Origin of the sequence: Methylomonas sp. (assembly GCF_023228165.1) — a bacterium.
Classification (GTDB): domain Bacteria; phylum Pseudomonadota; class Gammaproteobacteria; order Methylococcales; family Methylomonadaceae; genus Methylomonas.
Map to the genome: position 1 here is coordinate 12140 of NZ_JALOBS010000031.1, position 23767 is coordinate 35906.

Annotated in this window: 14 protein-coding genes; 6 read left to right on the top strand and 8 right to left on the bottom strand. The window is 50.0% G+C overall.

Going from position 1 to position 23767, the window contains the following annotated elements; genetic code table 11:
- Positions 1-4: 4 nt before the first annotated feature.
- Positions 5-3034 carry a response regulator gene (locus M0R33_RS19145; RefSeq protein ID WP_292573138.1) on the top strand — a complete coding sequence of 1010 codons (3030 nt, stop codon included), beginning with the start codon at positions 5-7 and terminating at the stop codon, positions 3032-3034.
- Positions 3031-3951: a diguanylate cyclase gene (locus tag M0R33_RS19150; RefSeq protein ID WP_292573142.1), complete on the top strand. Its 921-nt coding sequence runs from the start codon at positions 3031-3033 to the stop codon at positions 3949-3951. Before M0R33_RS19145 ends, M0R33_RS19150 begins: the two co-directional genes overlap by 4 nt.
- 108 nt (positions 3952-4059) lie before the next feature.
- Here M0R33_RS19150 and M0R33_RS19155 read toward each other — a convergent pair whose 3' ends face one another.
- Both M0R33_RS19155 and M0R33_RS19160 read right to left on the bottom strand, forming a co-directional pair.
- On the bottom strand, positions 4060-6309 hold the full coding sequence (locus M0R33_RS19155; RefSeq protein WP_292573144.1) for a PAS domain S-box protein: 2250 nt from the start codon (positions 6307-6309) through the stop codon (positions 4060-4062).
- Between the two features lies 1 nt (position 6310).
- Positions 6311-7972: a thiamine pyrophosphate-binding protein gene (locus M0R33_RS19160; RefSeq protein ID WP_292573147.1), complete on the bottom strand. Its 1662-nt coding sequence runs from the start codon at positions 7970-7972 to the stop codon at positions 6311-6313.
- A 297-nt stretch (positions 7973-8269) separates the two neighbouring features.
- Between M0R33_RS19160 and M0R33_RS19165 the strand changes: the two genes are divergently transcribed.
- From M0R33_RS19165 to M0R33_RS19175, 3 genes are read left to right on the top strand one after another with little or no spacing between them, the layout of a single operon-like run.
- A complete protein-coding gene (locus M0R33_RS19165; protein ID WP_292573149.1) occupies positions 8270-8602 on the top strand; it encodes an STAS domain-containing protein in 333 nt (110 codons plus the stop codon).
- A gap of 15 nt (positions 8603-8617) precedes the next feature.
- Positions 8618-9043 (top strand): ATP-binding protein, encoded by a 426-nt coding sequence (locus M0R33_RS19170; protein ID WP_292573152.1) that lies wholly within the window; start codon positions 8618-8620, stop codon positions 9041-9043.
- Between the two features lie 53 nt (positions 9044-9096).
- Positions 9097-12426, top strand: a complete 3330-nt coding sequence (locus tag M0R33_RS19175; protein WP_292573155.1) for an NAD-glutamate dehydrogenase domain-containing protein — start codon at positions 9097-9099, stop codon at positions 12424-12426.
- A gap of 61 nt (positions 12427-12487) precedes the next feature.
- Here M0R33_RS19175 and M0R33_RS19180 read toward each other — a convergent pair whose 3' ends face one another.
- On the bottom strand, positions 12488-14827 hold the full coding sequence (locus M0R33_RS19180) for a TonB-dependent receptor (RefSeq protein WP_292573159.1): 2340 nt from the start codon (positions 14825-14827) through the stop codon (positions 12488-12490).
- 211 nt (positions 14828-15038) lie between these two features.
- Here M0R33_RS19180 and rnd point away from each other — a divergent pair, with 211 nt between their 5' ends.
- Positions 15039-16199, top strand: a complete 1161-nt coding sequence (gene rnd / locus M0R33_RS19185; RefSeq protein ID WP_292573162.1) for a ribonuclease D — start codon at positions 15039-15041, stop codon at positions 16197-16199.
- Positions 16200-16243: 44 nt separating this feature from the next.
- Here rnd and M0R33_RS19190 read toward each other — a convergent pair whose 3' ends face one another.
- The 5 genes from M0R33_RS19190 to efp form a co-directional block, all read right to left on the bottom strand.
- Positions 16244-20374 (bottom strand): EAL domain-containing protein, encoded by a 4131-nt coding sequence (locus tag M0R33_RS19190; protein WP_292573165.1) that lies wholly within the window; start codon positions 20372-20374, stop codon positions 16244-16246.
- 53 nt (positions 20375-20427) lie between these two features.
- Positions 20428-21057 (bottom strand): TMEM165/GDT1 family protein, encoded by a 630-nt coding sequence (locus M0R33_RS19195; RefSeq protein WP_292573168.1) that lies wholly within the window; start codon positions 21055-21057, stop codon positions 20428-20430.
- A gap of 80 nt (positions 21058-21137) precedes the next feature.
- Complete coding sequence (locus M0R33_RS19200; protein WP_292573171.1) at positions 21138-22067, bottom strand: ZIP family metal transporter; 930 nt, start codon at positions 22065-22067, stop codon at positions 21138-21140.
- A gap of 147 nt (positions 22068-22214) precedes the next feature.
- The gene (gene epmA / locus M0R33_RS19205; RefSeq protein WP_292573174.1) at positions 22215-23195 is read right to left on the bottom strand and encodes an EF-P lysine aminoacylase EpmA; all 981 of its coding nucleotides are present in this window, start codon (positions 23193-23195) and stop codon (positions 22215-22217) included.
- The gene (gene efp, locus M0R33_RS19210) at positions 23195-23764 is read right to left on the bottom strand and encodes an elongation factor P (RefSeq protein ID WP_292573177.1); all 570 of its coding nucleotides are present in this window, start codon (positions 23762-23764) and stop codon (positions 23195-23197) included. Before efp ends, epmA begins: the two co-directional genes overlap by 1 nt.
- Positions 23765-23767 lie beyond the last annotated feature (3 nt).

A 23767-nucleotide genomic window follows, 5' to 3' on the forward strand; every position in this document is an offset into this window, starting at 1 on the left:
TTCAGTGCGTGCCTTATCCGGTTTTTCCAATTGGTCGCTGCGCCGAAAACTGGTTTCCATCATCATGTTGAGCTGTGCGGTCTGTCTACTGGTCAGCCTATCGGTGATGGTAGCCAGTTCCGCTTTCAAGCATTACCGAAATGCATTACATGAGTTGTCGAGTTTGGCCGATGTATTAGCGGAAAACGGCCAGGCCGCGCTGGCTTTTTCCGATCACGCCGAAGCCCAGCGACTATTGGATAGTATGAAGGAACATCCGGAAATCGTCGCCAGCTGGATGGTCACTCCCGACGGCACGGCACTGTCTTCCTGGAGCAGAGGCGGCATAGCCCGCGTCATGCCGGATGACTTCCAGCAGCCGGCTCGAGAGCTACGCACGGACTTTTGGAGCCGGCGCGCCGAACTTTTTACCCCGGTGATTAAAAATACCCAGCTGATCGGTTACGTGTTGCTGCAAGCCGATTTCACCGAACAATGGAACGACCAACTCACCGGTTTGGGCAAAGGTTTGGGTGCCGCCGGATTGGCGCTAATCTTGGTCTATTTACTGGCAAACCGCCTGCAACGTTTGATCTCCCGCCCAATAGAGGAACTGGCCGCGGCCGCCCGCAGCATAGGCGACCAAAAAAATTACGGGCTGCGCGTCCGGCCGCGCGGCCACGATGAAATCGGCGATCTGGTGCGGGCCTTCAATGCCATGCTGGAAGAAATCCAACTTCGCGATAAAAACCTGACCGAACATCGCGACCGCCTGGAAATTGAAGTCGCGCAACGCACCGCCGAATACTTGCAGGCCAAGGATGAAGCAGAAGCGGCTTCTCGCTCCAAAGGTTTGTTCCTGGCCAATATGAGCCATGAAATCCGCACACCAATGAATGCTATCGTTGGTCTGTCCGATCTGGCTCTGAATGCCACACCCCCACCCAAGCTACTGGATTATTTACAAAAAATCCATACTTCCTCGATGGCATTAATGGCGATTACCAACGATATTCTCGACTATTCCAAAATCGAAGCCGGGCGGATGGAATTGATGAGCGAAGCCTTCAATCTTGAAGAAATGCTGGAAAACGTATTGAACCTCTTCATAGTGCGCGCCGAGGAGAAAGGCCTGGAGATCGTACTGGAACTCGACCACACCATACCTCCGCGCTTAAGCGGCGATGCGCTACGCCTCGGCCAAGTGTTGAATAACCTGGTCGGCAATGCGGTTAAATTCACCGATACCGGCGAAATTCATATCAAGGTCACACAAGTCGCCACCGCGCACGGTTATGCCACATTAAAATTTTCGGTGCGCGACAGCGGTATCGGCATGACCAGCGAGCAACTAAACAATTTGTTTCAAGCCTTTACCCAGGCGGACAGCTCGATTACCCGCCGTTTCGGTGGCACTGGCCTAGGCTTGGCCATTAGTAAAAACCTGATCGAAATGATGGGTGGGGAATTGACCGTAGAAAGCCAGAGTGATAAGGGTAGCGTGTTTGAATTTACCCTGATTCTGCCCTTGCCGGAACAGCAGAACGCCAGCCAAACGCCCAGCCACCTGCACAGCATGCGGGTATTGATCGTCGACGACCTGGACATTTCACGGAAGATTTTAAGGGACATCATGCAGGCTTGGGGATTTCAAGTTGTAGAGGCCGCCACCGGCACGGAAGCCCTGTCGCAATTAAAATCGGCCAACGATGCCGACCGGGATTTCGAACTGGTCTTGCTGGACTGGAAAATGCCCGGCTTGGATGGTGTCGAGGTGACTCGAACCATCAAGGACATGGTGCGTAAGGCGGAAATTCGCCATGCGCCGGTGATTATCATGGTCACTGCGTTCAGCCGGGAAAAATTATTGACTGCCGCCGGCGATACGAAACCGGACGATATTCTGGTCAAACCGGTCATGCCATCCGTTTTGTTAAACACCTTGACGCGTTTACAAGGCGGCGAAAGCTTTCTTGTTGCGGAACAAGACCGGCCACCACTGGCCACCATGGCGGCCGGCATACGCGGCGCGCGCATACTGCTGGTGGAAGACAATGAAATCAATCAGCTTGTAGCCCGCGAATATTTGGAAAGCGCCGGCCTAATCGTTACCGTGGCCAATAACGGCCGGGAAGGCGTAGAAGCCATCCGCCAATCAAAATTCGATGCCGTGTTGATGGATTTGCAAATGCCCGAGATGGATGGCATAGAGGCCACCCGCATCATTCGCCAGGAGAAACGCTTCGCCGATTTGCCCATCATAGCCATGACTGCCGCGGTACAGAACCGGGAGCGTAACGACTGCTATTCCGCCGGCATGTCCGATCATCTGGGTAAGCCCGTGCTACCACAGACCTTAATCGAGGTGCTGATTCGTTGCATCAAACCTCACTCTATCCCTCGGCAGCCCCAGCACTCCACGCCTGCCGATATCGCGAGTTCCGCTCTCCCGTTCGACCTCCCTGGCTTCGACCTGGCGTATGTCGACAAAACCATAGGCCAGGACGGCGCTAAACTTAAACGCTTGCTGGACGGCTTTTGCGAAAAATTCGCCGACTCAGCGGATCACATTCGGCGATTCATCGAGACGGCAGACAGTAAACAGGCCGCCGAATGCTTACATGACCTTAAAGGGGCTGCCGGCGTTATCGGCGCGACAGACCTAAGCCAGGCGGCTGCCCAGCTTGAAGATCAACTCACCGGCAATACGCTTGCCGATATCAGCACCGAGAATCTGGCTCGTACCCTGGAGGCTTTACTACAAACCGCCTCCCGCTTCGGTACCCCGGAAATTCCAGCCGAGCCTGAAGACGAAGCCGACTGGTCCGCCGCAGACAAACTCGCTAAACAATTGCGAATTTTGTTGGATGGCTGCGACTTCGTGCCGCAGGAACTGATAGTATTACTCAAAGAGGCGCTACCCGGACAACATTTTCAGCAACAACTGCTCAAACTTGAAAAACAGATTAATACTATAGATTACCGGCAAGCGGAAAAAACCTTAGCTAAAATGGAAGTCATCGTAACGCATCATTTACAGAAAGGAACGGCATGACTTGCGAACCAATCAAGCCCTTGATTCTGATAGTTGACGACACTCCCACCAACATTCAAATATTGGCGGAAAATCTCATAAAAGACTATCGGATCAAAGTTGCCGCCAGCGGCGAAGCCGCGCTGCAAATTCTTGCTCAGCAAGGCCTGCCCGATCTGATTTTGCTGGACGTGATGATGCCGGACATAGACGGTTACGAAGTATGCCGCCGGCTAAAAAATAACCCGCAAACCAGCTCCATCCCCATCATATTCGTGACCGCATTAAACGAAGTCGCCAACGAAGAATTCGGCCTCAACCTCGGTGCGATGGATTACATCGCCAAACCCTTCTATCTGCCTGTCGTCAAGGCCAGAATACGCAATCATGTCCGCCTCAAGCAGATGACAGACATGCTGGAATCCATGGCCTGGATAGACGGGCTGACCGGCATCCCCAACCGGCGCCGCTTCGACCAAATGCTGGAAGTCGAATGGAAACGCGCCCAACGTAATCTTTTGCCGCTGGCCGTCATCATGGTGGATATCGACCATTTTAAAGCTTATAACGACTGCCACGGGCATGGCGAAGGCGATGTTTGTCTGAAACAGGTGGCCGCGATGTTTGCGGCCACCGTGAACAGGCCGGGCGATTTAGTTGCCCGCTACGGCGGCGAAGAATTTGTGATACTGATGCCGGAAACCGACACCGAAGGCGCCCAACAGCTTGCCGATCATTTACGCCACCGCATCGAATCGATGCGAATTCCCCACACCGATTCCGGCTCTTCAAGCTGGGTGACTATCAGTCTGGGTTACGCCGCCTTGATTCCCCAACCGGACCAAGTCTCCTCCGTATTGCTGGACGAGGCCGATAATATGCTTTATCAGGCCAAAAATTTAGGCCGTAATCGTGTCGTTGGCTATTGTCTAGGGTAAAAACCCGTGGGTCGACTCGACCTGACTGTCCACAAGCAGTCCGCCCCTCAAACCAGTTCACATTAATGTGCTGCCCATTTCAGGTTTATTTCCCCTTGTATTTCCAGCTCAGCGCCATTTGAAAACCATCAGCGTAATATCATCGTCGAAACGGCTTTTTTGGCAAAACCGTTTCAAGGCGGCATATAAGGCGTCAATAATCGCTTGCGGCGGCAGATGCGAATTTTCCAGAAAAATGCGTTTCACCCTCTCCAGACCAAAAAACTCTTGTTGCGGGCTTTCCGCCTCGATTAGACCATCGGTATAAAAAAGAATCACATCACCATCCACCAGGCTAATGGATTTTTCTTCGAACATCACCTCCTGCCGGATACCGACAATTAAGCCATCAGCATCCAATTCTATAAAGTCATTTCGCAAACGATTCAATAATATCGGTGGCGGATGACCGGCATTGGCATATTTAATTTGCCGTCCGATCTGATCGACTTGCATATAAAACAAGGTAATAAAATAGTCGGCATTGTTTAAATCGTTAAACAGAAACTTGTTTAATATCCCCAGGGTTTCCGCCGGGGTTATGGATAAATTGTGCTGCGCGCGTAAGGCGCTGCGCGTTTCCACCATGAATAGCGCCGGACCGATCGAATGCCCGGAAACGTCGGCAATCACGATGTCCAGATGGGTTTCGTTGCGAAAAAAATAATCGTAATAGTCACCGCCGACCTTGTCCGCCGGCACACATAAGCCGGTTATGGCAAAGTTATCGGTTTTTATGGCCGAGGACGGCGATAAAGTAGCCTGAATTTGTTGAGCGATCCTGATTTCATTTTGGGCAATCGCCAGCTCGACTTCGGCCTGGCGAATTTGCTGTTCCGCGGCCCGGCGCCCGGATATGTCGTGTATGAAACCGCTAAAAATATAGCTATTGCCGACTTTCAACGGCGAAACACTGAGTTCGACCGGAAATTCGCTGCCGTCACGCCGCGCGGCTAGTTGTTCGGTCTGCCGGTTTAATACCGGTCCTGCTCCGGTGCGCAAAAAGGTCTGCATACCTTCCCGATGGGCACTGTGATAGCGCTGCGGAATGATCAATTGGGCTAATGGCCGGCCAATCGCTTCTTCAACCGACCAGCCGAACATTTTTTCGGCCCGTTGGTTCCAGTCGGTAATTATGCCGTAAGCATCCATTATAACTATGGCGTCCAGCGAACTTTCGATAATCAACCGGTTACGTTTTTCCGACTCGATCAGGGCATTTTGAAATTGCATGCGAGCGGTTATATCTCGATCGACACCCCGCCATTTAAGTAATTTTCCGTCCGCATCGAACAGCGGCAAGCCGGTGGATTCAGTCAAAACCAGGTGTCCGTCCTGATGCCGGTAATGATTAACCAAGGCATGAAAAGCATGCTGATTGCTGGAGTATCCGGTTTGCGAGGCACGATCTTGATCGGTCAACAGCTCCGTATAATGCTTGCCTATGATCTGTTGCTGACTAAAGCCCAAAATTTGATTTACGGCCACACTACTGTACAGGTAATAGCCGTTTGGATCCTGTTCCCACAACCATTCGCCGGACAATTCCGCCATTTGCCGAAACCGTTCTTCACTTTCCGACAAGGCCGATTCGACGGCTTTACGGTGGGTAACGTCTTCTTCGACAGCCAGGAAATGCGTGATTTCGCCGGCCTGGTTTTTGATGGCGCTAATGCTTTCATAAACCCAGTAATCGCGACCGCTTTTGGATTTATTTTGCACTTCCCCCTGCCACTGCCCGCTGCTCAGCAGCGTATCCCACATCGATTTATAAAGCGTCGGTGACATATGGCCGGATTGCAGAATATTGGGATTATGACCGATTAACTCAGCCGCCTCGTAGCCGGTGAGTTCGGTAAATTTCGGATTGATATATTCAATACGCCCCAAGCGATCGGTAATCATCATGGCACTGGCGCTTTGCTCGACCACCCGTCGCATCACCAACAAATCATCGCCGGATTTAAGCGCTTGAATCAGCAGGATGCAGTCGAGGTAACCGGCTTCGCGACCGGGCAAGGAAGAGACTGAAACCAATGCCGATACGCTGCCGTTTTCCTTGCTGAGTAGCTCCGCTTCGAAACTGCTATCTATACCGCAGTGCTGCGTGTTTGTGGCAGCGGCTTGCCAGCACGACAGGCTCTTTTCGGAAAAAACCATGCTAAGCGGCTGGCCGGTTAGCTCCGCCTCGGCATAACCCAGCAATTTAAGCGCGGAATCGTTGGCTTGAATAATACGCGGTGAAACCGGCCGGCCCTCCGCGCATTCGCTCCTAACGATCAGCAAATTGAAGGTAGGCATCTCAATTAAATTCGACATATCAAGCAGGGCTTTCGCCTTGAACTTTGGATTTCAAATGCTCCGCCAGCCTTCTCATGGCTGAAGAGGTATCGTCGGAGGCAAGATGTACATTGATGATACTGGGCATGCTACGGTTATTCAACGCCTGCAGTAACGCGGCTTCAAACGATTCTTCGCTGGCAGCGTCGAAACCTTGCAACGGTCCGAACACTTCACCCAACCGGTCGAACCGCCAACTGCTGATATCATTAAACGGTCCTTCGAGTATGCATCGTTCGGTACTATAGCCGCTATTGTTAAAGACGATCACAATCGAATCGAGACCCAACCTGGCTTGCGTGGACAACTCCGTGCCGGTCATTTGAAACGCGCCATCGCCTACCAAAATAAGCGCCCGATGCCCCGGCCTGGCAATCTGCGCCCCTAAAGCCGCGGGAACCGCAAACCCCATCGAGGTATAAAAACCGGAAGCCAAAAATTCGCTTTGTTCATGAACCTCTAAATCGATAGCCGCAAACAGGCAATCGCCCACATCGCAGACGACGATCGTTTCGGAGCCGAGCGCCTGATTGATTCGGTCGATCAAGCGGGTGATGGTTATAGCTTGATTGGCCTGAGGAAATGGGCTGGCAACCGATTTGCCGGGCTTTGCGGGAAAACCGGCGCTACTCGGCTTAACTGCTTCCACCAATGCATTTAAAAAATCCTCCAGAGCAACCCGTGGATAACGATGGGCGCTAATCACCACCTCGTTGAGCGCGGCGCGTATGGTATGCTGAGGATCGAGTTTTGCCGTGTAAATACCGGTATCAACCTCATTCAAAGTAACACCCAACATCAATAATAGATCGGACTGTTCCACCATATAGCGGGCATGTTCCGAACTCATAGCGCCCTCATAAATACCTAAATAAGCCGGATGCCGCTCGGCGATGACCGACTTGCCGGTCAGCGTGGCCGTCACCGGCATGCGGGCCCGCTCTATCAATTCAAGCAACCTATTTTGCAAACCGCGCCTATGCAATTCGATACCGGCGATAACCATGGGCGAAACAGACCTTTCCAGCAAGTTCATGGTTTCCGCGACCGCCTCGGATAAGGCGGTTGCATCGCTGCCTAATGGCTCAATGGCCTCTATGGTCGGCATGGGATAGCCTTCAACCATCACCAAATCCCGAGGAATTTCTATATAAACCGGTTTACAGTAGCGTCGTGCCGAGGCAATGGCGTGGTCAATTTGCCGAAACGCAATAACCGGATCGTTGAGAACAGCGGTCGCGCAGGTAATGCGTTCGAAAATTTCACGTTGAAAGGTGAACGGTCCGAAGCGGTGGTGAATCAAAGGATCGTCTCTTTGTTCGCGCACCCCGGGAGCACCGCTAATGACGATAACAGGCGAAGATTCCGCATAAGCGCCGGCCACCGCATTGACGGTATTCAGCGCGCCAACCCCATAGGTGACGGCTAATGCACCCAAACCGCGGCAACGCGCATAGCCATCAGCCGCAAAGGCGGCTGTATCTTCTCGGGTGGTTCCGATATGCTGGATAGCGCTTTTCTCCATCAAATCATAAAAACCCAGCACGTAATCGCCCGGCACGCCAAACACATGTTCAACCCCCGCCGCATATAAGCGATTGAGGAGATATTGACCAATGGTATCGAACTTCACAGTATTCATAACGGTTTATCCTGTAAAAAAGTTCTCATCTTGCAGTGAATAAGCCATTCACGCTGTGGACAGCGAATGTGAGAAAACACTTACAGTCTGAACAGTACAGCTTATCGCTGCCGCAGAGCAAGCGTTTTGAATGTATCAGCTGCGGAGAACGAATCGGTTATTACATTGTCTCAGGTTCATGCTGTGTCCGACTTTTGATGAATAGAGTTATGCAAGCCGAATTAATTCAATATTTTTTGAATTGGTGCTAAGATTCTATATTAATGGGTTTAAATATATTTATTAAAAATAAAAACAATGAATTTTAATCTGGAAAAAATAAAAAATTTTAGCGTATTGACTATCCAAGATGAAAGAATAGATGCGCACAATTCCGCGGAATTAAAAGAATACCTGCTAGATATGATAGAGAGCGGCGAGAGTCATATTATTGTTCAATTAAAACAGGTTCGTTTTATCGATAGCTCCGGCTTAGGGGCTTTATTATTCGGCCATAAACATATGACAGCCAAAGCCGGACAATTTGCTTTAAGCAATATACAAGCTCAAGTGCTATCGATGTTCGAACTGACTAGGCTCACCCGGGTATTTGAAATTTATTCCGACATAAATGAAGTACTTACCAATTAGCCATAGAGATGACTTATGTGTTCCTCAGTGATACAAGTTGACGTTATTGTCCCTACCCATACCAAATATTTGGATTTAATCGGCAGCATAGGTGAACGCATAGTTAAAGAACTGGATGGCTTCACGGGAGACCGGGAGGCCTTGGCATACCAGTTAAACCTGGTATTGACCGAAGCGACCGCCAACGCCATCAAGCATGCTAACGATACTCACCGTAAAGATACCGTGCGTATTTCGATACATCTACATCACGACATATTGAATATTAAAGTTTACGACCACGGCCAGGGCTTTGATTTAGACAAAGTCCCGACACCGGATTTTGACCACCCAACCGAAAGCGGCATGGGGCTATTTTTTATCCGCTCCATGATGGACTCAGTCACGTATACCCGGCAGACCGACTGCAATGTTTTGGAAATTATTAAATACTTAAAATAAACCATCAAAAATTGGTTACGCCCATTACCAAACCCCACACGAACATTATAGATATGCGTAAACCGACTCGATCATGGCTGGAAAATCTGAAGATTTTCACTGAAAAAGCGTTAGGAAAACCAAGCGGAACACCACTGGTGCAAAAGTATTCCGGCCTATTTCCACCCGACTATCAGGCGCTTGTTTCACCACGTTATGCTCTCAACGATATCCTGCACTTAGAGCGATTAACAAACCCTAATCATCAAGCCGTCTCGTTAATCAAACCCTGCGCAAACCATCCGCACTTCCGGTTACATTTTTATAGCCACCGTGAACGTTATTTGGATGAGTTTATTCCAATTCTGGAAAATATGAATTTACGGGTGATCGATCAGGTTCAATTCGGATTTTCGATTGAAGGTGTTCCCGCAACGATTAAAAGCTTCACTATTAAAGCCGCGACGGAACAATGCGAATCTTTTAATACCATAAAGGAAAAACTATTAGAAACCATACAGGCAGTCATGGCGTTTCGGGTTGAAAATGATGCGCTCAATAAACTGGTTATCATGACCGCCATGGACTGGCGGGCCTGCGACGTTTTGCGTACCTATCGAAACTATTATCTGCAACTGGAACACCGCACCACAAAAGACAGTATCCATCACGCCCTGATCAACAATTCTCATGTTACAAAAGCCCTTTATGACTATTTTGAGGCGCGCTTTCGACCTAATCCGGACTGGCAGGATTCTTTAATTAGAGAAGAACAAGTTTTATTCCCTTTGCGATTACACTTGCTGGAAAGCATGGCCTCCGTTTCGAATATCAATGACGACCGTATTTTACGCACCCTATTTAATTTGATTGATGCAACGGTAAGAAGTAATTTTCATCAGCGCTGTTTACTGGATGATTATTTTATTGCCATCAAAGTGCATAGTTTGGGTGTTATCGATATGCCGGCCCCTAAGCCGCAGTACGAAATTTATGTGCATAGTGTCGATATGGAAGGCATTCATTTAAGGGGCGGAAAGGTGTCGCGCGGCGGTATTCGCTGGTCCGACCGCATCGACGATTTTAGAACCGAAATTCTGGACCTGATGCAAACCCAGGTTAGCAAAAACGCCCTGATCATTCCTACCGGTGCCAAAGGTGGATTTGTCGTCAAAAACCATGGCGGCAAACATGATTTCAAGGAAGCCGGCAAAAGGGCTTACCTAACATTAATGAGAGGTTTGCTGGATTTAACCGACAATTATCATGACGACGCGATCGTCACCCCCCCCGGCATCGTGGTACATGACGATCCCGACCCGTATTTAGTAGTTGCGGCCGATAAAGGCACGGCCAAGTTTTCCGATATTGCCAATGGCGTAGCGGCGGAGTACCACTTTTGGCTGGGCGACGCCTTTGCTAGCGGCGGCTCACGCGGCTATGACCATAAAGCACTGGGTATCACGGCGCGCGGAGCCTGGGAATGCGTGCGGCGGCATTTTCGCGAACTCGGCAAGGATATTCAAAACGAACCGTTCACGGTGATCGGAGTGGGCAGCATGGATGGCGATGTGTTCGGCAACGGCATGTTGTTATCACCCTGCATCCGCCTGCTCGCGGCATTTAGCGGCCAGCATGTTTTTATCGACCCGAATCCGCCCGCCACTGATGAGGCGTTTAAAGAACGGCAGCGCTTATTTCAATTACCCGGATCGAGCTGGGATGATTATGACCGCAAGCTGATTTCGCATGGCGGCGGCGTTTACATGCGTACCGACAAAGATATTCCCGTCTCGGCTGAAATTAAAAAATGGCTGGGCATACGTTACAAATCGATTGATGCGGAATCACTGATTCAGCACTTATTAAAAGCCCCCGTCGAATTATTATGGTTGGGCGGCATAGGAACTTATGTCAAAGCCAGCGCGGAAAAACCGGAAGACGTCGGCGACCGTGGCAACGACCATGTGCGCGTGGATGCCGGCGAGTTGGGTGCTATGGTAGTAGGCGAAGGCGCCAATTTGGGCTTTACTCAAAAAGCCCGTATCGAATATAGCTTGACGGGCGGCAGAATTAACACCGACGCGGTGGATAATTCGGCTGGCGTCGACACATCAGACCACGAAGTCAATTTAAAAATACTGTTGACCCGGCTGCACAAGAAGCACCTTGTTGAAGATTACCAAAGTTTATTTATCGGCATGACGGAAGCGGTTTGCCGGTTAGTGCTTGCCGATAATTATGCGCAGAGCCTATGCTTGTCTTTAGAGCAGCAACGCAGCACCGAAAACCCGGCGGCATTTATGCAAGTCGCAGATCGTTTAGAGGCGGCCGGCTTCTTAGATCGCGCCGTGGAATCTTTTCCGCAAAGTAAGGAAATTCAAGCCCGGGCCGGGCAAGTCATTACCCGCCCGGAACTCGCGGTACTGATGTCCGCCAGCAAAATGTATCTGACCGAACAAATACAAAGTCAATTGGACATTTTGGAAAACGATTGTTGCGAAGGATATTTACAGGCTTATTTTCCAACCGAATTCACCGATCTGTACCAACAACACCTGTCCAGTCATCCGCTCGCCAACGAAATTAAAGCAACCATGATTAGCAATTACCTGGTTAATCAGGCTGGATGTAGCTTCTTAAGCCAGGACGACGACATTGAAAACGGCAGCACCTTGGCCTATGTTAAATGTTATTTAACTTTTGACAGGGTATTAAAGGCGCAAGAATTGAGAACGGCAATTTATCAATTAGATAATATAATCCCAGCCAGTTCACAATATCAATTATTGTTGCAAATTGAAAACACATTATCCGACTTTTCTCACTGGGCTGTACTTCATCATAAGAGTATTTGCCCTGACGTAGAAACAGTCGAATGCTATAACGTTTATTTAAATATTTATGCCGAGTATTTAAAACAGCAAACTCGTGAAAATCAACCGAACAAAACCAGCGCTTTGGAATCGGATTGCATTCCCGTGGAAATAGCGGAAAAACTGGAGTTTATCGCTCAGCTAAATGACTTCCCATTCATGGTTTCATTAGCCATAACAACACAGCAAGATTTAATCACTATATTAAAATTATTGGTCGATATCAATCAAACGTTTGGCTTAAATGAAATAGAAAAACAGCTGACCCAAATACCGAGACGGGATTATTGGGTAAAAACCGTGTGCAATACTCTACAAGCAGACATACATCGATTTAGCGCAAAACTGGCTGGCAATATATTAAATAGCCAGGCACAAAACTGCTCGAATTATATTCAACGCCATATCAACAAAGCTCAAATTAAATACTACAGAAAGATTTATCTGGAAAACCAAAAAATGGCACCCGTCAATTTACTGGCCTATATTACCCTGATCCGTGCTTTCGGAAATATGCTGGAAATATGATTGCCAAAAACGGGCCGAATCACCAGTTCGGCCCTAACGCGGCTGTCATATTCGAAATCGGCTACATGGTCAGACGGATACCGACCCAGGCGGCGCGCGGCGCACCTACCCCGACGAAGCGGCTTTTCTGGTCGCCCGGCAAGCCGACGCCATCCAACACATCACCAGTATTACCCCAGGTTCCGAAGTTGACATAGTCACGGTCGAACAGGTTATTGACCCGCCCGAATAGGGCCACATGCTGATTAAAGCGATATTCACTACGCAAGTTAAACACCACGAAAGCCGGTAATTTATCGGTCAGATTGGCCTCATCGCCGCGCAGGTATTGCGGCCCGTTGTAGTTCATATCGAAACCCAACGTCCATTCCGGCAATATGTCGTAATCGGTACTGAATTTAAATTGATGCGCGGGAATTCCCGGTATCTTATCGCCCGCTTGTACCTGAATATTGCCGTTTTCATCCGCTGCCGGATTATTGGGGCTGGACCCCAAAAACGCCGTTTCAAAACTGGCATCGATAAAGGTGTAATGGGTCGACCAACGCCAGCGCTGCTGAAAATTACCGGACAAGTCCAGCTCGACACCCTGCCGCAAAGTAGATCCGACATTATCGAAATAGCCGACATTGCTACCCACTCCGCCGGTGCTCTTGAAAATAATATCGTTGTTGTTGATGGCGCGAAATAAGCCTAGATTCCAGTCCATGTGACCGTCCAGCAAATTGCTGATCCGGCCGCGCAAACCGGTTTCAAAGGTATTGGCCACCACTTGTTTCAACGGCGGGTCGGACACGAAAGCGTTAGGTAAGCGGCATGGGTCGTCCGGATTTGCGCAACTCAACTCCATCGGCGTCGGCACCCGCGACGATTCGCTATAATTGCCGTAAAAGGTCAATTCCGGCATAAACGCGTAAGTCAGGCCGGCCGCAGGATTAAAGCGGTCGAAAGAATGCGAACCATTCAGATCGGCACCGAAATGATCGCGCAGTTTAATATGGCTTTGGTTGTAGCGCCCGGCCACCGTAATATCCAGTTTATCGGTCAGCGAATAGGTATCGGTCAGATAAAGGCCGTAGTGATCGGTTTCGGTGGTCAAGCGCACGCGCGCATCTTGTAGAAAAACCCCACCGGCGGCCACGCCGCGATTGGCGGTTAGGGAACCCAGCTGGGTATCGGCTTGATATTGGGCATTGCCGTAATCGAAACTGGCGCCACCGACTAAATGATTGTTACGGCCGAAAATTTTGTGATCGAAGGCATCCTGCAAGGCAAAACCGAAGGATTGCTGCAAAGTGCTGCTGGTATTGATCGTGCCGCCTTCCAGCGAATCCGCGGCCGGAACATTGTTGCCGGCCAAATCGATCAAACCCTCGTCGGCCAGTTCGCCATCGGATTCTTGACACAAAAAGGCATCTTCCCCACCACCTTCATCGACGCAGTTGCCGAACTCGCTACCGTCACCGTTATAAGTACTGATTTTATTGCGGCGGTAATACAGGGTACCGGATAGCTGGTTCTGGTTGTTCAGCCAGGTATCGCCGGCCAGCGACACCAACAGCATCCGGTTACGGGTAATGTCCGGATGGGTAAATACCTGGTCCCGCCCAAAAGCCAGCATTTCCTGTGGTAAGGCCCCATTACCACGCAAGGTGTTATCGGTACCGGCAATGCTCAAATCCAGACCGGATTCGACACCTCGCCAACTCAGGGTGCCGAAACCGCGCTTGGCTTCGGTATCGGAATGGTCGCGCCAACCGGCCTCGGAAAAATAATTGCCGTCCAGAAAATAACCCCAGGTGCCGTTATTCCAGCCGCTGGTAATTTCCTCGGAATGCCTGTCCCAGGAACCGCCTTGGGCTTCAAAGCGATGACCGGGAGCGGAAAAACCGGTTTTGGTTTTGACGCCTATGGAACCGCCCAGTGCATTTAAACCAAAGGCGGGATTCGAGGCCGGCTGCAAAGCCATGCTTTGAATGGCGCCTTGAGGGATCAAATCCCAATTAATCATGTCGCCAAACGGTTCATTGAAGCGAATACCATTGACGTACACAGCTAATCCTTGTGGCAAGCCCATCAAGGGTGAAGCGCTAAAACCGCGATACTGTACATCCGGCTGCAAGGGATTATTTTGTGCGTCATTTATATTTACCCCCCCCAGATAGCGATTCATATAATCGGCCAGCGATAGGGCCTGCGCTTCTTGAAGCTGTTCGGCATTTACAGTTTGCACATGGGCCGGAATTTTACTGATATCCACGCCGCCAAACTGAATCGGCGATACCGCCACTACTTCCACGCTTTCCAGCGCTTCATTGTTACCGGCAATTTGTTCGGCAATCGCTTCAGCCAACGGCATCAGCGCAAACCAGGGCAAAAGGCCCAGGGCAACTTTGTTCATCGTTTTTTCCTAAATCATGCTGTCTTTTATTAAAGCTGCGCATGATACCCAGCTGCTCCCACCGCCACCACATTTGTCGCCTAAAAAGGAAATTTTCCCACCTTTATGCCAACCCATTACTTCCAAGAAATATTTAAACCCCGCCTATTGCTTTGGCAGAGTAAAATAGCCTCTTAATACATCAAGAAAGCCCCATTCCCTATCAGGCACCATGACTATTCAATACATCGACCGCCCCGAACAACTCCCCCTTTTGTGCGAACAAATTCAACAAGAACCCTGGATTGCGCTGGATACGGAATTCCTGCGCGAAAAGACTTATTATCCTAAATTTTGTTTGCTGCAAATTGCCGCGCCAGGTTGGGTGGCATGCATCGACCCGTTGGCCATAGCCGATCTGTCGCCGTTATTCGAAGCCATCTACAACCCCGACATCATTAAAGTTCTGCATTCCTGCCGCCAGGATCTGGAAATTTTTTTCCAAATCACCGGCCGCATACCCGGACCAATTTTCGACACCCAAATCGCCGCGCCATTGTTGGGTTTTCAGGAAAATCCCGGCTATGCCATGCTGGTGTCGAGTTTTTTGAACATTAATCTGAACAAGGCTCACACCCGTACCGACTGGACTCAACGTCCATTGAGCGGCGACCAGATTCAATATGCCGCCGATGACGTCATCTATTTGTGCAAAATCTATACGCTGATGTGCCAACAGCTGGAAAAGCTGGGCCGGTTAGACTGGCTGGAAAGCGACTTTGCGCTGCTGAACAATCCTGAACTCTATCAACTGTCTCCGGAAAATGCCTGGCTGAAAATCCGCGGTAAAAATAAACTCACCGGCCGACAGCTATCGATTTTACAAAGTTTGAGCGAATGGCGGGAACAGACAGCCCAGTCCGAAAATAAGCCGCGCAACTGGCTGTTCCCGGACGATATGCTGCTGGAACTGGCCAAACTGCAACCCGTCAATTTAACCGATCTGGGCAAGATCAGGAATATCAACGAACGTAGCGTCAACCGCTATGGCAAAATCCTTTGCGAATTAATCGACGCTGCCCGGCAACGCCCGCCTAAACCATTAACCGAAAAAGATCGCTCGGGTAAAAAGACTCAACAACATGAGGCCGTTATGGATGTATTAAGCGCCGTCGTGCGTATCCGGGCCGAACAAAACTCGCTTAATCCGGTGATATTGGCGACCCGTAAAGAACTGGAACAACTGCTGTTTGGCGATCCCGACTGCCCGCTGCTGCACGGCTGGCGCTATAACATGGCGGGACAGGAGTTGCAGGGCTTGTTGCAAGGGCACTATAGTTTGAGCCTTACGCCCGATTCGGTGGCGATTAACCCGGTTACTAGCGCGCAATAGTGATGTTGCTTGGCGAGGTAGAGATGCAGATTGCGTCTCTGCCTTCAATTTGGCTTCCGGTCGACCGGCGCCTGTCTAGCGGCGCTATCCTTAAATCGCGCTTCAAAATCCTCTGCGACCAGGGGCTTTGAAAATAGGTATCCCTGCCCGTAATCGCAAGCGATTGAGGTCAATAAATCGCATTGCGCTTGGGTTTCCACGCCCTCCGCAATCACTTTTAATCCCAATTTATGGGCCATGACGATGATGGCCTCGCATAACACAAAATCGCTGGATTCTAGACTCAGGTTACGCACGAACGATTGGTCGATTTTCAAATAATCGATATCGAACTTCTTTAAGTACGACAGGGAGGAATAGCCGGTACCGAAATCGTCGATGGCTACTTGGATACCCGCATCTCGAAACACCAATAAATGTTCGGCCGTTTTGATATTGGTTTCCAACAACAACCCTTCGGTAATCTCCACCACCACGGACTGGCCCAGTGAATCATGCGCCTGCAGATAACGAATCCAATCGGTCGGATCATGACGGATATCCAAGAATTGCATCGGCGATTTATTGATGCTGATTTGAAAATCCGGATGCAGTATTTGCCGCCAATGGTTCACCTGCGCCACAGCCACGTGAAACACCCAATCGCCGATTTCATTTATCAAACCGGATTTTTCGGCCAACGGGACGAAATCGGCCGGACTGATCAATCCACGCAAAGGATGCCGCCAACGCAGCAAAGCCTCGGCTTTATGCACCTGTTGCGTGGCCAGTTCCACTATGGGCTGGTAAACCAGCGTGAATTCCTGTCTAGCCAGAGCGCCGCGCAAATCGTTCACCATTGCCGCCCTGGCATTCAACTCGGCCTGCATGGAGGGGGTAAAAAAGCTGTAGCAATTTCGACCTTTGGCCTTGGCCGCATACATGGCCTGATCAGCATTTCTCAGTAGCTGACTCAATTCCGGCCCATCTTCGGGGTACAAAGTAATGCCGATACTAGCCGAAACATACACTTGCTCATTTTGCAAATTAAATGGCTGACTTAATCGTTCCAGCAGCTTTTTAGCGACTTGCTCGGGACTGTCGGCGCTTTCCAGTCCATTCAAAATCACCAGAAATTCATCACCGCCCATACGGCCTACCATATCCGACTCGCGCACAGCCGAGATTAGACGCTTGGCCACTTGCTGCAACAGCTGATCGCCGATTTCATGCCCCAAGGTGTCGTTGACTTCGTTAAATCGGTCCAGATCAAGCATCAGTAAACCCAATCGCTGTCGAGTGCGCTGGGCATGTTTAATTTCTTCCCCCAACTGTCTACTCGCCAAATGCCGATTAGGTAAGCCGGTTAATTGATCGAAATTAGCCTGTTGCCAGATTTCTTCTTCCGACCGTTTGCGCTGGGTGACATCGGAAAAAAAAGCCACTCGCCGACTTGGCCTGCCTTCGCTGTCAAAAATAGTATTTATGACAATTTCCACCATATAATGCTCGCCGGTATCGCGGCGATTTTTGATAACGCCCCGCCAATTACCCGTCGCCTCAATGCTTTGCCGCATCTTTTGATAAAGCTCGGCATCATGCTCTCCACCCATCAAAATACTTAGATCCTTATCCAACACATCAGCGCGTTTAAGGCCGGTTATCGAGGTAAATGCAGCGTTCACATCTAAAACTTTATTATTGTCATCGACAACCATCATTGCTTCGCTGCTGTTTTCAAATACGGAGGCCGCTAACTTTAAATTCTCTTCAGCTGCCTTTCGTTGGCTGATATCACGAGCAAAGCCGACCGTACCCAGCACATTGCCCTGTTTATCAAATAACGGCGCCTTATAGACTTCAAACCAAGTGGCCGGCTTTATTATCTTGCCAATTTCTTCGGTATTTCTATTGAGTTTACTCTCCATAATCTCAATATCCTCGGACCGAAAAAGCCGCGCCAATCTGGAGGGAAACAAATCAAAATCCGTTTTACCTATCACCTCTTGCATACTGAGCGCATAGGATTCGGCAAACACTTTACTGACCACTTGATACCGGCTTTGCGCGTCTTTAATCCAAATTAAAAATGGAAAATTATCCATGAGCGCCTGCTGGTAATAATCCTTTAATTCCAACTCGGACTGAGTTCGTCGAATCTGCGTGACATCCTTAAACTGCCAGATTCGACCATAGTAGTTACCCAACCTATCCTTCACTGGCGCGGAATATCGTTCCAGAACGGTGCCATCCCGCAATTCTATTTCATCGCGACTGGTGATATCCGGGTGGGCATACAGATATGCCACTTTCTCCAAAAACTCAGCCGGATTGCCGAGCTTGCTTTTAACATATTCCACTTGCACGGCATCCTCTGGATGATTGGCCACCTCGGCGGGGAGCCGCCATAAATCCACTACCCGCTGATTTTGCAATAGTTTGCGTCCCTCCTTATCCACCGCCAAAATCCCGTCCGGCGAGCATTCCAGCAAGGTTTCTAAAAATGTCGTGCGCCATAAAAGTTGGTCTTCGATACGTTTGCGCATACTAATGTCTTCATAGGCACCCACAACACCAATAATTTGATTGTCGCTATTGCGTAGCGGCAATTTGAAGGTGCTTAACCACACCTTTTCGCCATCGGGCATGGTTCTCAGCTCTTCGACATTCAATCGGCTAACGCCGGATTGCATGATCTGTTGATCGTCCCGTTGGTAAAAAGCCGCCCGTTCCCACCATTGCAACTCATAATCGTTCTTGTCTAATAAGTCGGCGACTGAATCCATCCCGGCATCTTGGGCAAACAATCGATTGCCGCCCCTATATCGCGACTGGGTATCCTTCCAGAACACCCGTAACGGCAACGTTTCCAGAATGGATTGCAATAAAACATTAGAGTTTGACAGTGCACGGCTAGCTCTGATTTGCTCGGTCATGTCCAATAACGTGACTAAATACTCGCTGGAATACACTCCTTCCAACGGTCCGGCACCAACCAGAACATGCTTGACCTCGTCGTTTTTACACTGTATCCGTATCTCGAACGGCTGAAACGGGCGACCGTTTTTTTCGGCCAGCTGCGAACGCTCCCGCCAAGTCGCCTCCACCCATTTCCGGTAGTCGAGATCTGGACAGGCTTTAGGCCACCAATCAGCTAAAGAGGGTATATCCGCTAGCGTATAACCAAAGGTGGCGATAAAGGCCGGATTGAGTAGCGTAATGTTCTGTTGATCGTCGTTGAGGACGTAAGCGACAGGAGAGGCATCGATAATGGCTTGCAACCGATGTTCGCTGACCGTTAATTTGGCATGAGCTTCGCGCTCATTGTGCAAAGTCAACGCCAATACCGTACCAATCCAGGAAAACAGTGTTTGAAAAAGCCAGTAATTCCATAACCCGGATTTTTCAAAATCGTCGGCAAAATACCCTAATCCCTTGGCGGCCCCCATCAATGCAGTGACAGCTGTGAATGCCGCAACCAGTTGAACGCCGTGGCGGCCGAAGCGCATGGCCCCCCAAAACATAACCGCAAACATCCAGTAGCCATGCTGTTGCCCGTCCAACGGCTCTTTGAATGCCCCCAGAAACACCACCGATGCCAACAAGAGATTAAGGGTAATAAACCCAGCGGTCTCTAACAGACGGTTTTTGTTAAACCAGTCTGTCGGCCAATTGCGCCAGATTAATATAAATGGGGTGGTGGAAATAATGCCGAATACGTCCGCCATCCACCAATGAAGCATGATACTCGGCACGGCTTGAGTGGAGAACACGCCTTCCAGCCACAACGCACTGGGCCCGATAGCGCCACTGATCAGGGAACAAACCAACCCCACCCCGGTAAGCCACGCCAAATCGCTAGGCTGCCTTAACTGTAGAGAAAATGCGGTACTTCGCTTAAGCAGCCAGGCGGCGGCTACTGACTCCAAAGTATTGCCCAGGGCAATAAATAAACACAACCAATAGGCATCTTCGACCAGTAATCCGGCGACAAAAGCACCAATAAACACTCCCGGCCACAGCTTCAACCCTTTTGACAATAAAACCGCTAGTGCCATGCCGCCTGGGAACCACACTAAGGTAACATTGCCAATAGCGGAAAAATAATTCAGCACTAGCTTGCCCAACAACGCATACGCTGCAGCCATTAGCAATATACTGAATACATCCTGCCTTTGATAGTGCGGAAATACCATACCGATCACTCCGGCTCATTGGACGATTAAAACACCAGCCACCAGCCTGCCAGTTATACAGCAGTATAGGCTTGATAGGCAGCCACCGCCGCCAATAGGATAAAAATCATCCCGCTAATTTTATGCAAAAAATTCAAAGGCATACGTTGCAACACCGTACGCCCGGCCCATACACCCAAACCCGAAGTAAAGGCGAGCGCTAACGTAGCGCCCAACCAAACGGCTACTGGCACGGTGGTACTACTCAAGGCCACAACCGCCAACTGGGTTTTATCGCCAAATTCCGCCACGGTAATTAACAGGAAAGTGGTAAAAAAAATCCCATGCCCGGTTTTTTCCACCACCTCGCCGTCACCCTCGTCATCCGCATGATTCAGCAAAGCATGCGCGCCAAAACCGGCAAATAACAAAGCCACCGCCGCCGCAACCAGATAATCCGGTAACCAGCTGGCTATGGCGACGCCAAAAACCACCGCCAAGGTGTTTAACACGGCAAAGGCCGCTACAGCGCCCCAAATCACCGGCACGGCGCGGTGCCGGGATGCCAGGGTCATACAGACCAGCTGGCTTTTATCGCCTATCTCCGCCGCCGCGATTAAGGCAAAACTGGTCGCCGAAGTAGTGGCAAGTCGCGGAAAATTGATGTCTTGAATATCAACAATGATTTGAGTTAATGAATCCATGGGCCAAACAGATCAGCTAGAAGGCTTAAGGTAATCGTTATCGATATCTTGTCTTTAAATTTTCGCAGTTTATGCAGGTTTCATCCCAACATTTTGTCCAACATCATCATGATGATAAAACCTATCATCAATGAGAACGTTGCGATGCGCGAACGGCCCTTGGAGTGCGTTTCCGGAATAATTTCTTCGCTGATCACAAACAACATGGCTCCGGCGGCAAAGCCCATGGCTATAGGCAGAACCGAAGAAAAAATCGTGACCATGGTAATGCCCAGCAATCCACCTACCGGCTCAACCAAACCTGTCAATGTGGCCAACCCCACTGCCTTCCATTTGTTATAACCCAAACCGACCAAAGGTAAGGCGACAGCCAGACCTTCCGGCAGATTTTGCAAGGCTATCGCTATTGCCAACACCAGGCCATTCTTCATATCGCCGGAGCCGAAGCTGACCCCGACCGACATCCCCTCCGGAAAATTATGAATAGTAATGGCAATGATGAATAGGGAAATTTTTTGCAGCGAATCCAAGCTCTCATCCGCCACCGTATCGAAATGCAGGTGCGGCAGTTTTTGGTCGGCAAAATGTAAAAACAAGGCGCCTAGGATCATGCCTACCGATACAACCAGTAACCCCTTGCCGGGCCAAACCTGTTCGCCGTATTCCATGCCGGGCACCAACAACGAAAAGGCGGTCGCCGCCAACATCACGCCGGCCGCGGCACCCAACATGCTATTAAACAGGCGGGTAGAGATATCTTTTAAAAATAAGGCCGGCAAAGCCCCTACTCCGGTCGCCAGGCCGGCCAGAATGCTGGCTAAAAAACCGACGACAACCACTTTATCGAAAATGATGTACAGGCTACCGAACACCACTAACTGACTCAATAAAAACAAGCCTGTAATCACCCCCCAGCGTTGCAGTGTCGGCAGAGCCATAAGCTTTAGATACTGCGGATGGGCTTGCAGGCGTAGATACTGGTTTTCAAAAAAGCTGTCGATACCGTACATGAGACTCCCCATTTATTATTGTTATGGTAAGCAGCAATTATACTGAAGACCACATAAAAGGCAGGCGATTTGTTCATGTGCCCAAAACCCAAAGGATATTATCTATTAGATTTGACTGGGGGCGAGTGCGCTTGAGGCGCTTGGCCGTTAAGCGTTGCCGACGGGAAAAGCCAACACCTGAGTAATTGCGTCGCAGCCCGAGGCTATCATCAACAACCTGTCTAAACCAATCGCCACACCGCTACACGCCGGCAGGCCTGCTTTTAGCGCAGCTAGAAACAGCTGATCTTTTGCCACGGCCGGCAAGCCATGCTGCTGGCGATGCGCTATTTCCCGGTCAAAACGGCTTTCCTGCTCATCGGCATCACACAGTTCAAAGAAGCCGTTACCTAATTCCAACCCATTGATAAACACCTCAAATCGCTCCGCCACACGGGTATCCTCGGGGAGCAAACGAGCTAAAGAAGATTGTATGGCCGGATAGCCGTGCACCAAACAAAGGGTGTCTCCCGGCAAGCTATTTTGCACACAATGGCTAAACAAAAAATCCAACCACAAGGCATGATCCTCGCCGCATATCATATCGGCCTCCGGGTGATCGCGACTAACGGCATATTGCCGGTAAGCCTGCCTGTTGAACGCCAGTGCGTCCAAACCGGTGTGTTGCTTGAATAGCTGTTGATAACTAATCCGCAGCACCGCCAAGTGCGGCAACCCAGCCCTTAATAGGCCGAGCAACAATTCGGCGACTTCGTCCATCAGTTGTTGCAACGTGAAGTCAAGCCGATACCACTCCAATAGGGTAAATTCCGGATTGTGAAAGCGCCCTGCCTCGCCATTGCGAAAGGCTTTGCAGATTTGGTAAATGCTACCGCTGCCGGCCGCCAACAAGCGTTTCATGGCAAATTCGGGCGACGTTTGCAGAAACAAGGTCTGTGTATGGGGAACCTGATGAAACTGGCTGGAAAAAAAATTTAGATTAGGATCGGTGCCCGTAGCGCGACATAACAGCGGCGTTTCCACTTCCAGCACTTCGCGACAGGCAAAAAACTGGCGGATGGCGGCCAGCAACCGCGCTCGCTGCCGCAATTGCCGGATATCCGCCGCCGGTTGCCAGCTCGCCCGCACTATTCTTTAACGCGGGATACGTACTCGCCGGTACGGGTATCGACACGGATCATCTCGCCGATTTGCACAAATAGCGGTACACGCACCACAGCACCCGACTCCAATGTCGCGGGTTTACCGCCGCCGCCCGAGGTGTCGCCTTTCAAGCCCGGATCGGTTTCGGTGATGGTTAATTCAACGAAGTTGGGTGGCGTCACCGACAGTGGAGAATCGTTCCACAACGTCATGGTGCAAATATCCTGCTCTTTCAGCCATTTAACGGCATCGGAGACTGCATTTTTATCGGCTTGATATTGTTCATAGGTATCCGGCACCATAAAATGCCAGAACTCACCATCGCCATACAGATATTGCATTTCCACGTCAACGACATCGGCACTCTCCACCGTATCGCCGGATTTAAAAGTCCGTTCTATTACGCGGCCGGTTTTTAGGTTACGGATTTTGACCCGGTTAAAAGCTTGGCCTTTGCCGGGCTTGACGAACTCGTTCTCGATAATCGAACAAGGATCGTTATCCAGCATAATTTTTAAACCGCCTTTAAACTCGTTGGTGCTATAAGTCGCCATTTT

Bases quoted from the DNA above. Each gene is read 5' to 3' on its own strand.
- rnd (WP_292573162.1), top strand. From the start codon at position 15,039: ATGACTATTCAATACATCGACCGCCCCGAACAACTCCCCCTTTTGTGC.
- M0R33_RS19190 (WP_292573165.1), bottom strand. From the start codon at position 20,374: ATGGTATTTCCGCACTATCAAAGGCAGGATGTATTCAGTATATTGCTA.
- M0R33_RS19170 (WP_292573152.1), top strand. From the start codon at position 8,618: ATGTGTTCCTCAGTGATACAAGTTGACGTTATTGTCCCTACCCATACC.
- efp (WP_292573177.1), bottom strand. From the start codon at position 23,764: ATGGCGACTTATAGCACCAACGAGTTTAAAGGCGGTTTAAAAATTATG.
- M0R33_RS19175 (WP_292573155.1), top strand. From the start codon at position 9,097: ATGCGTAAACCGACTCGATCATGGCTGGAAAATCTGAAGATTTTCACT.
- M0R33_RS19160 (WP_292573147.1), bottom strand. From the start codon at position 7,972: ATGAATACTGTGAAGTTCGATACCATTGGTCAATATCTCCTCAATCGC.
- M0R33_RS19200 (WP_292573171.1), bottom strand. From the start codon at position 22,067: ATGTACGGTATCGACAGCTTTTTTGAAAACCAGTATCTACGCCTGCAA.
- M0R33_RS19155 (WP_292573144.1), bottom strand. From the start codon at position 6,309: ATGTCGAATTTAATTGAGATGCCTACCTTCAATTTGCTGATCGTTAGG.
- M0R33_RS19165 (WP_292573149.1), top strand. From the start codon at position 8,270: ATGAATTTTAATCTGGAAAAAATAAAAAATTTTAGCGTATTGACTATC.
- M0R33_RS19150 (WP_292573142.1), top strand. From the start codon at position 3,031: ATGACTTGCGAACCAATCAAGCCCTTGATTCTGATAGTTGACGACACT.
- M0R33_RS19195 (WP_292573168.1), bottom strand. From the start codon at position 21,057: ATGGATTCATTAACTCAAATCATTGTTGATATTCAAGACATCAATTTT.
- M0R33_RS19180 (WP_292573159.1), bottom strand. From the start codon at position 14,827: ATGAACAAAGTTGCCCTGGGCCTTTTGCCCTGGTTTGCGCTGATGCCG.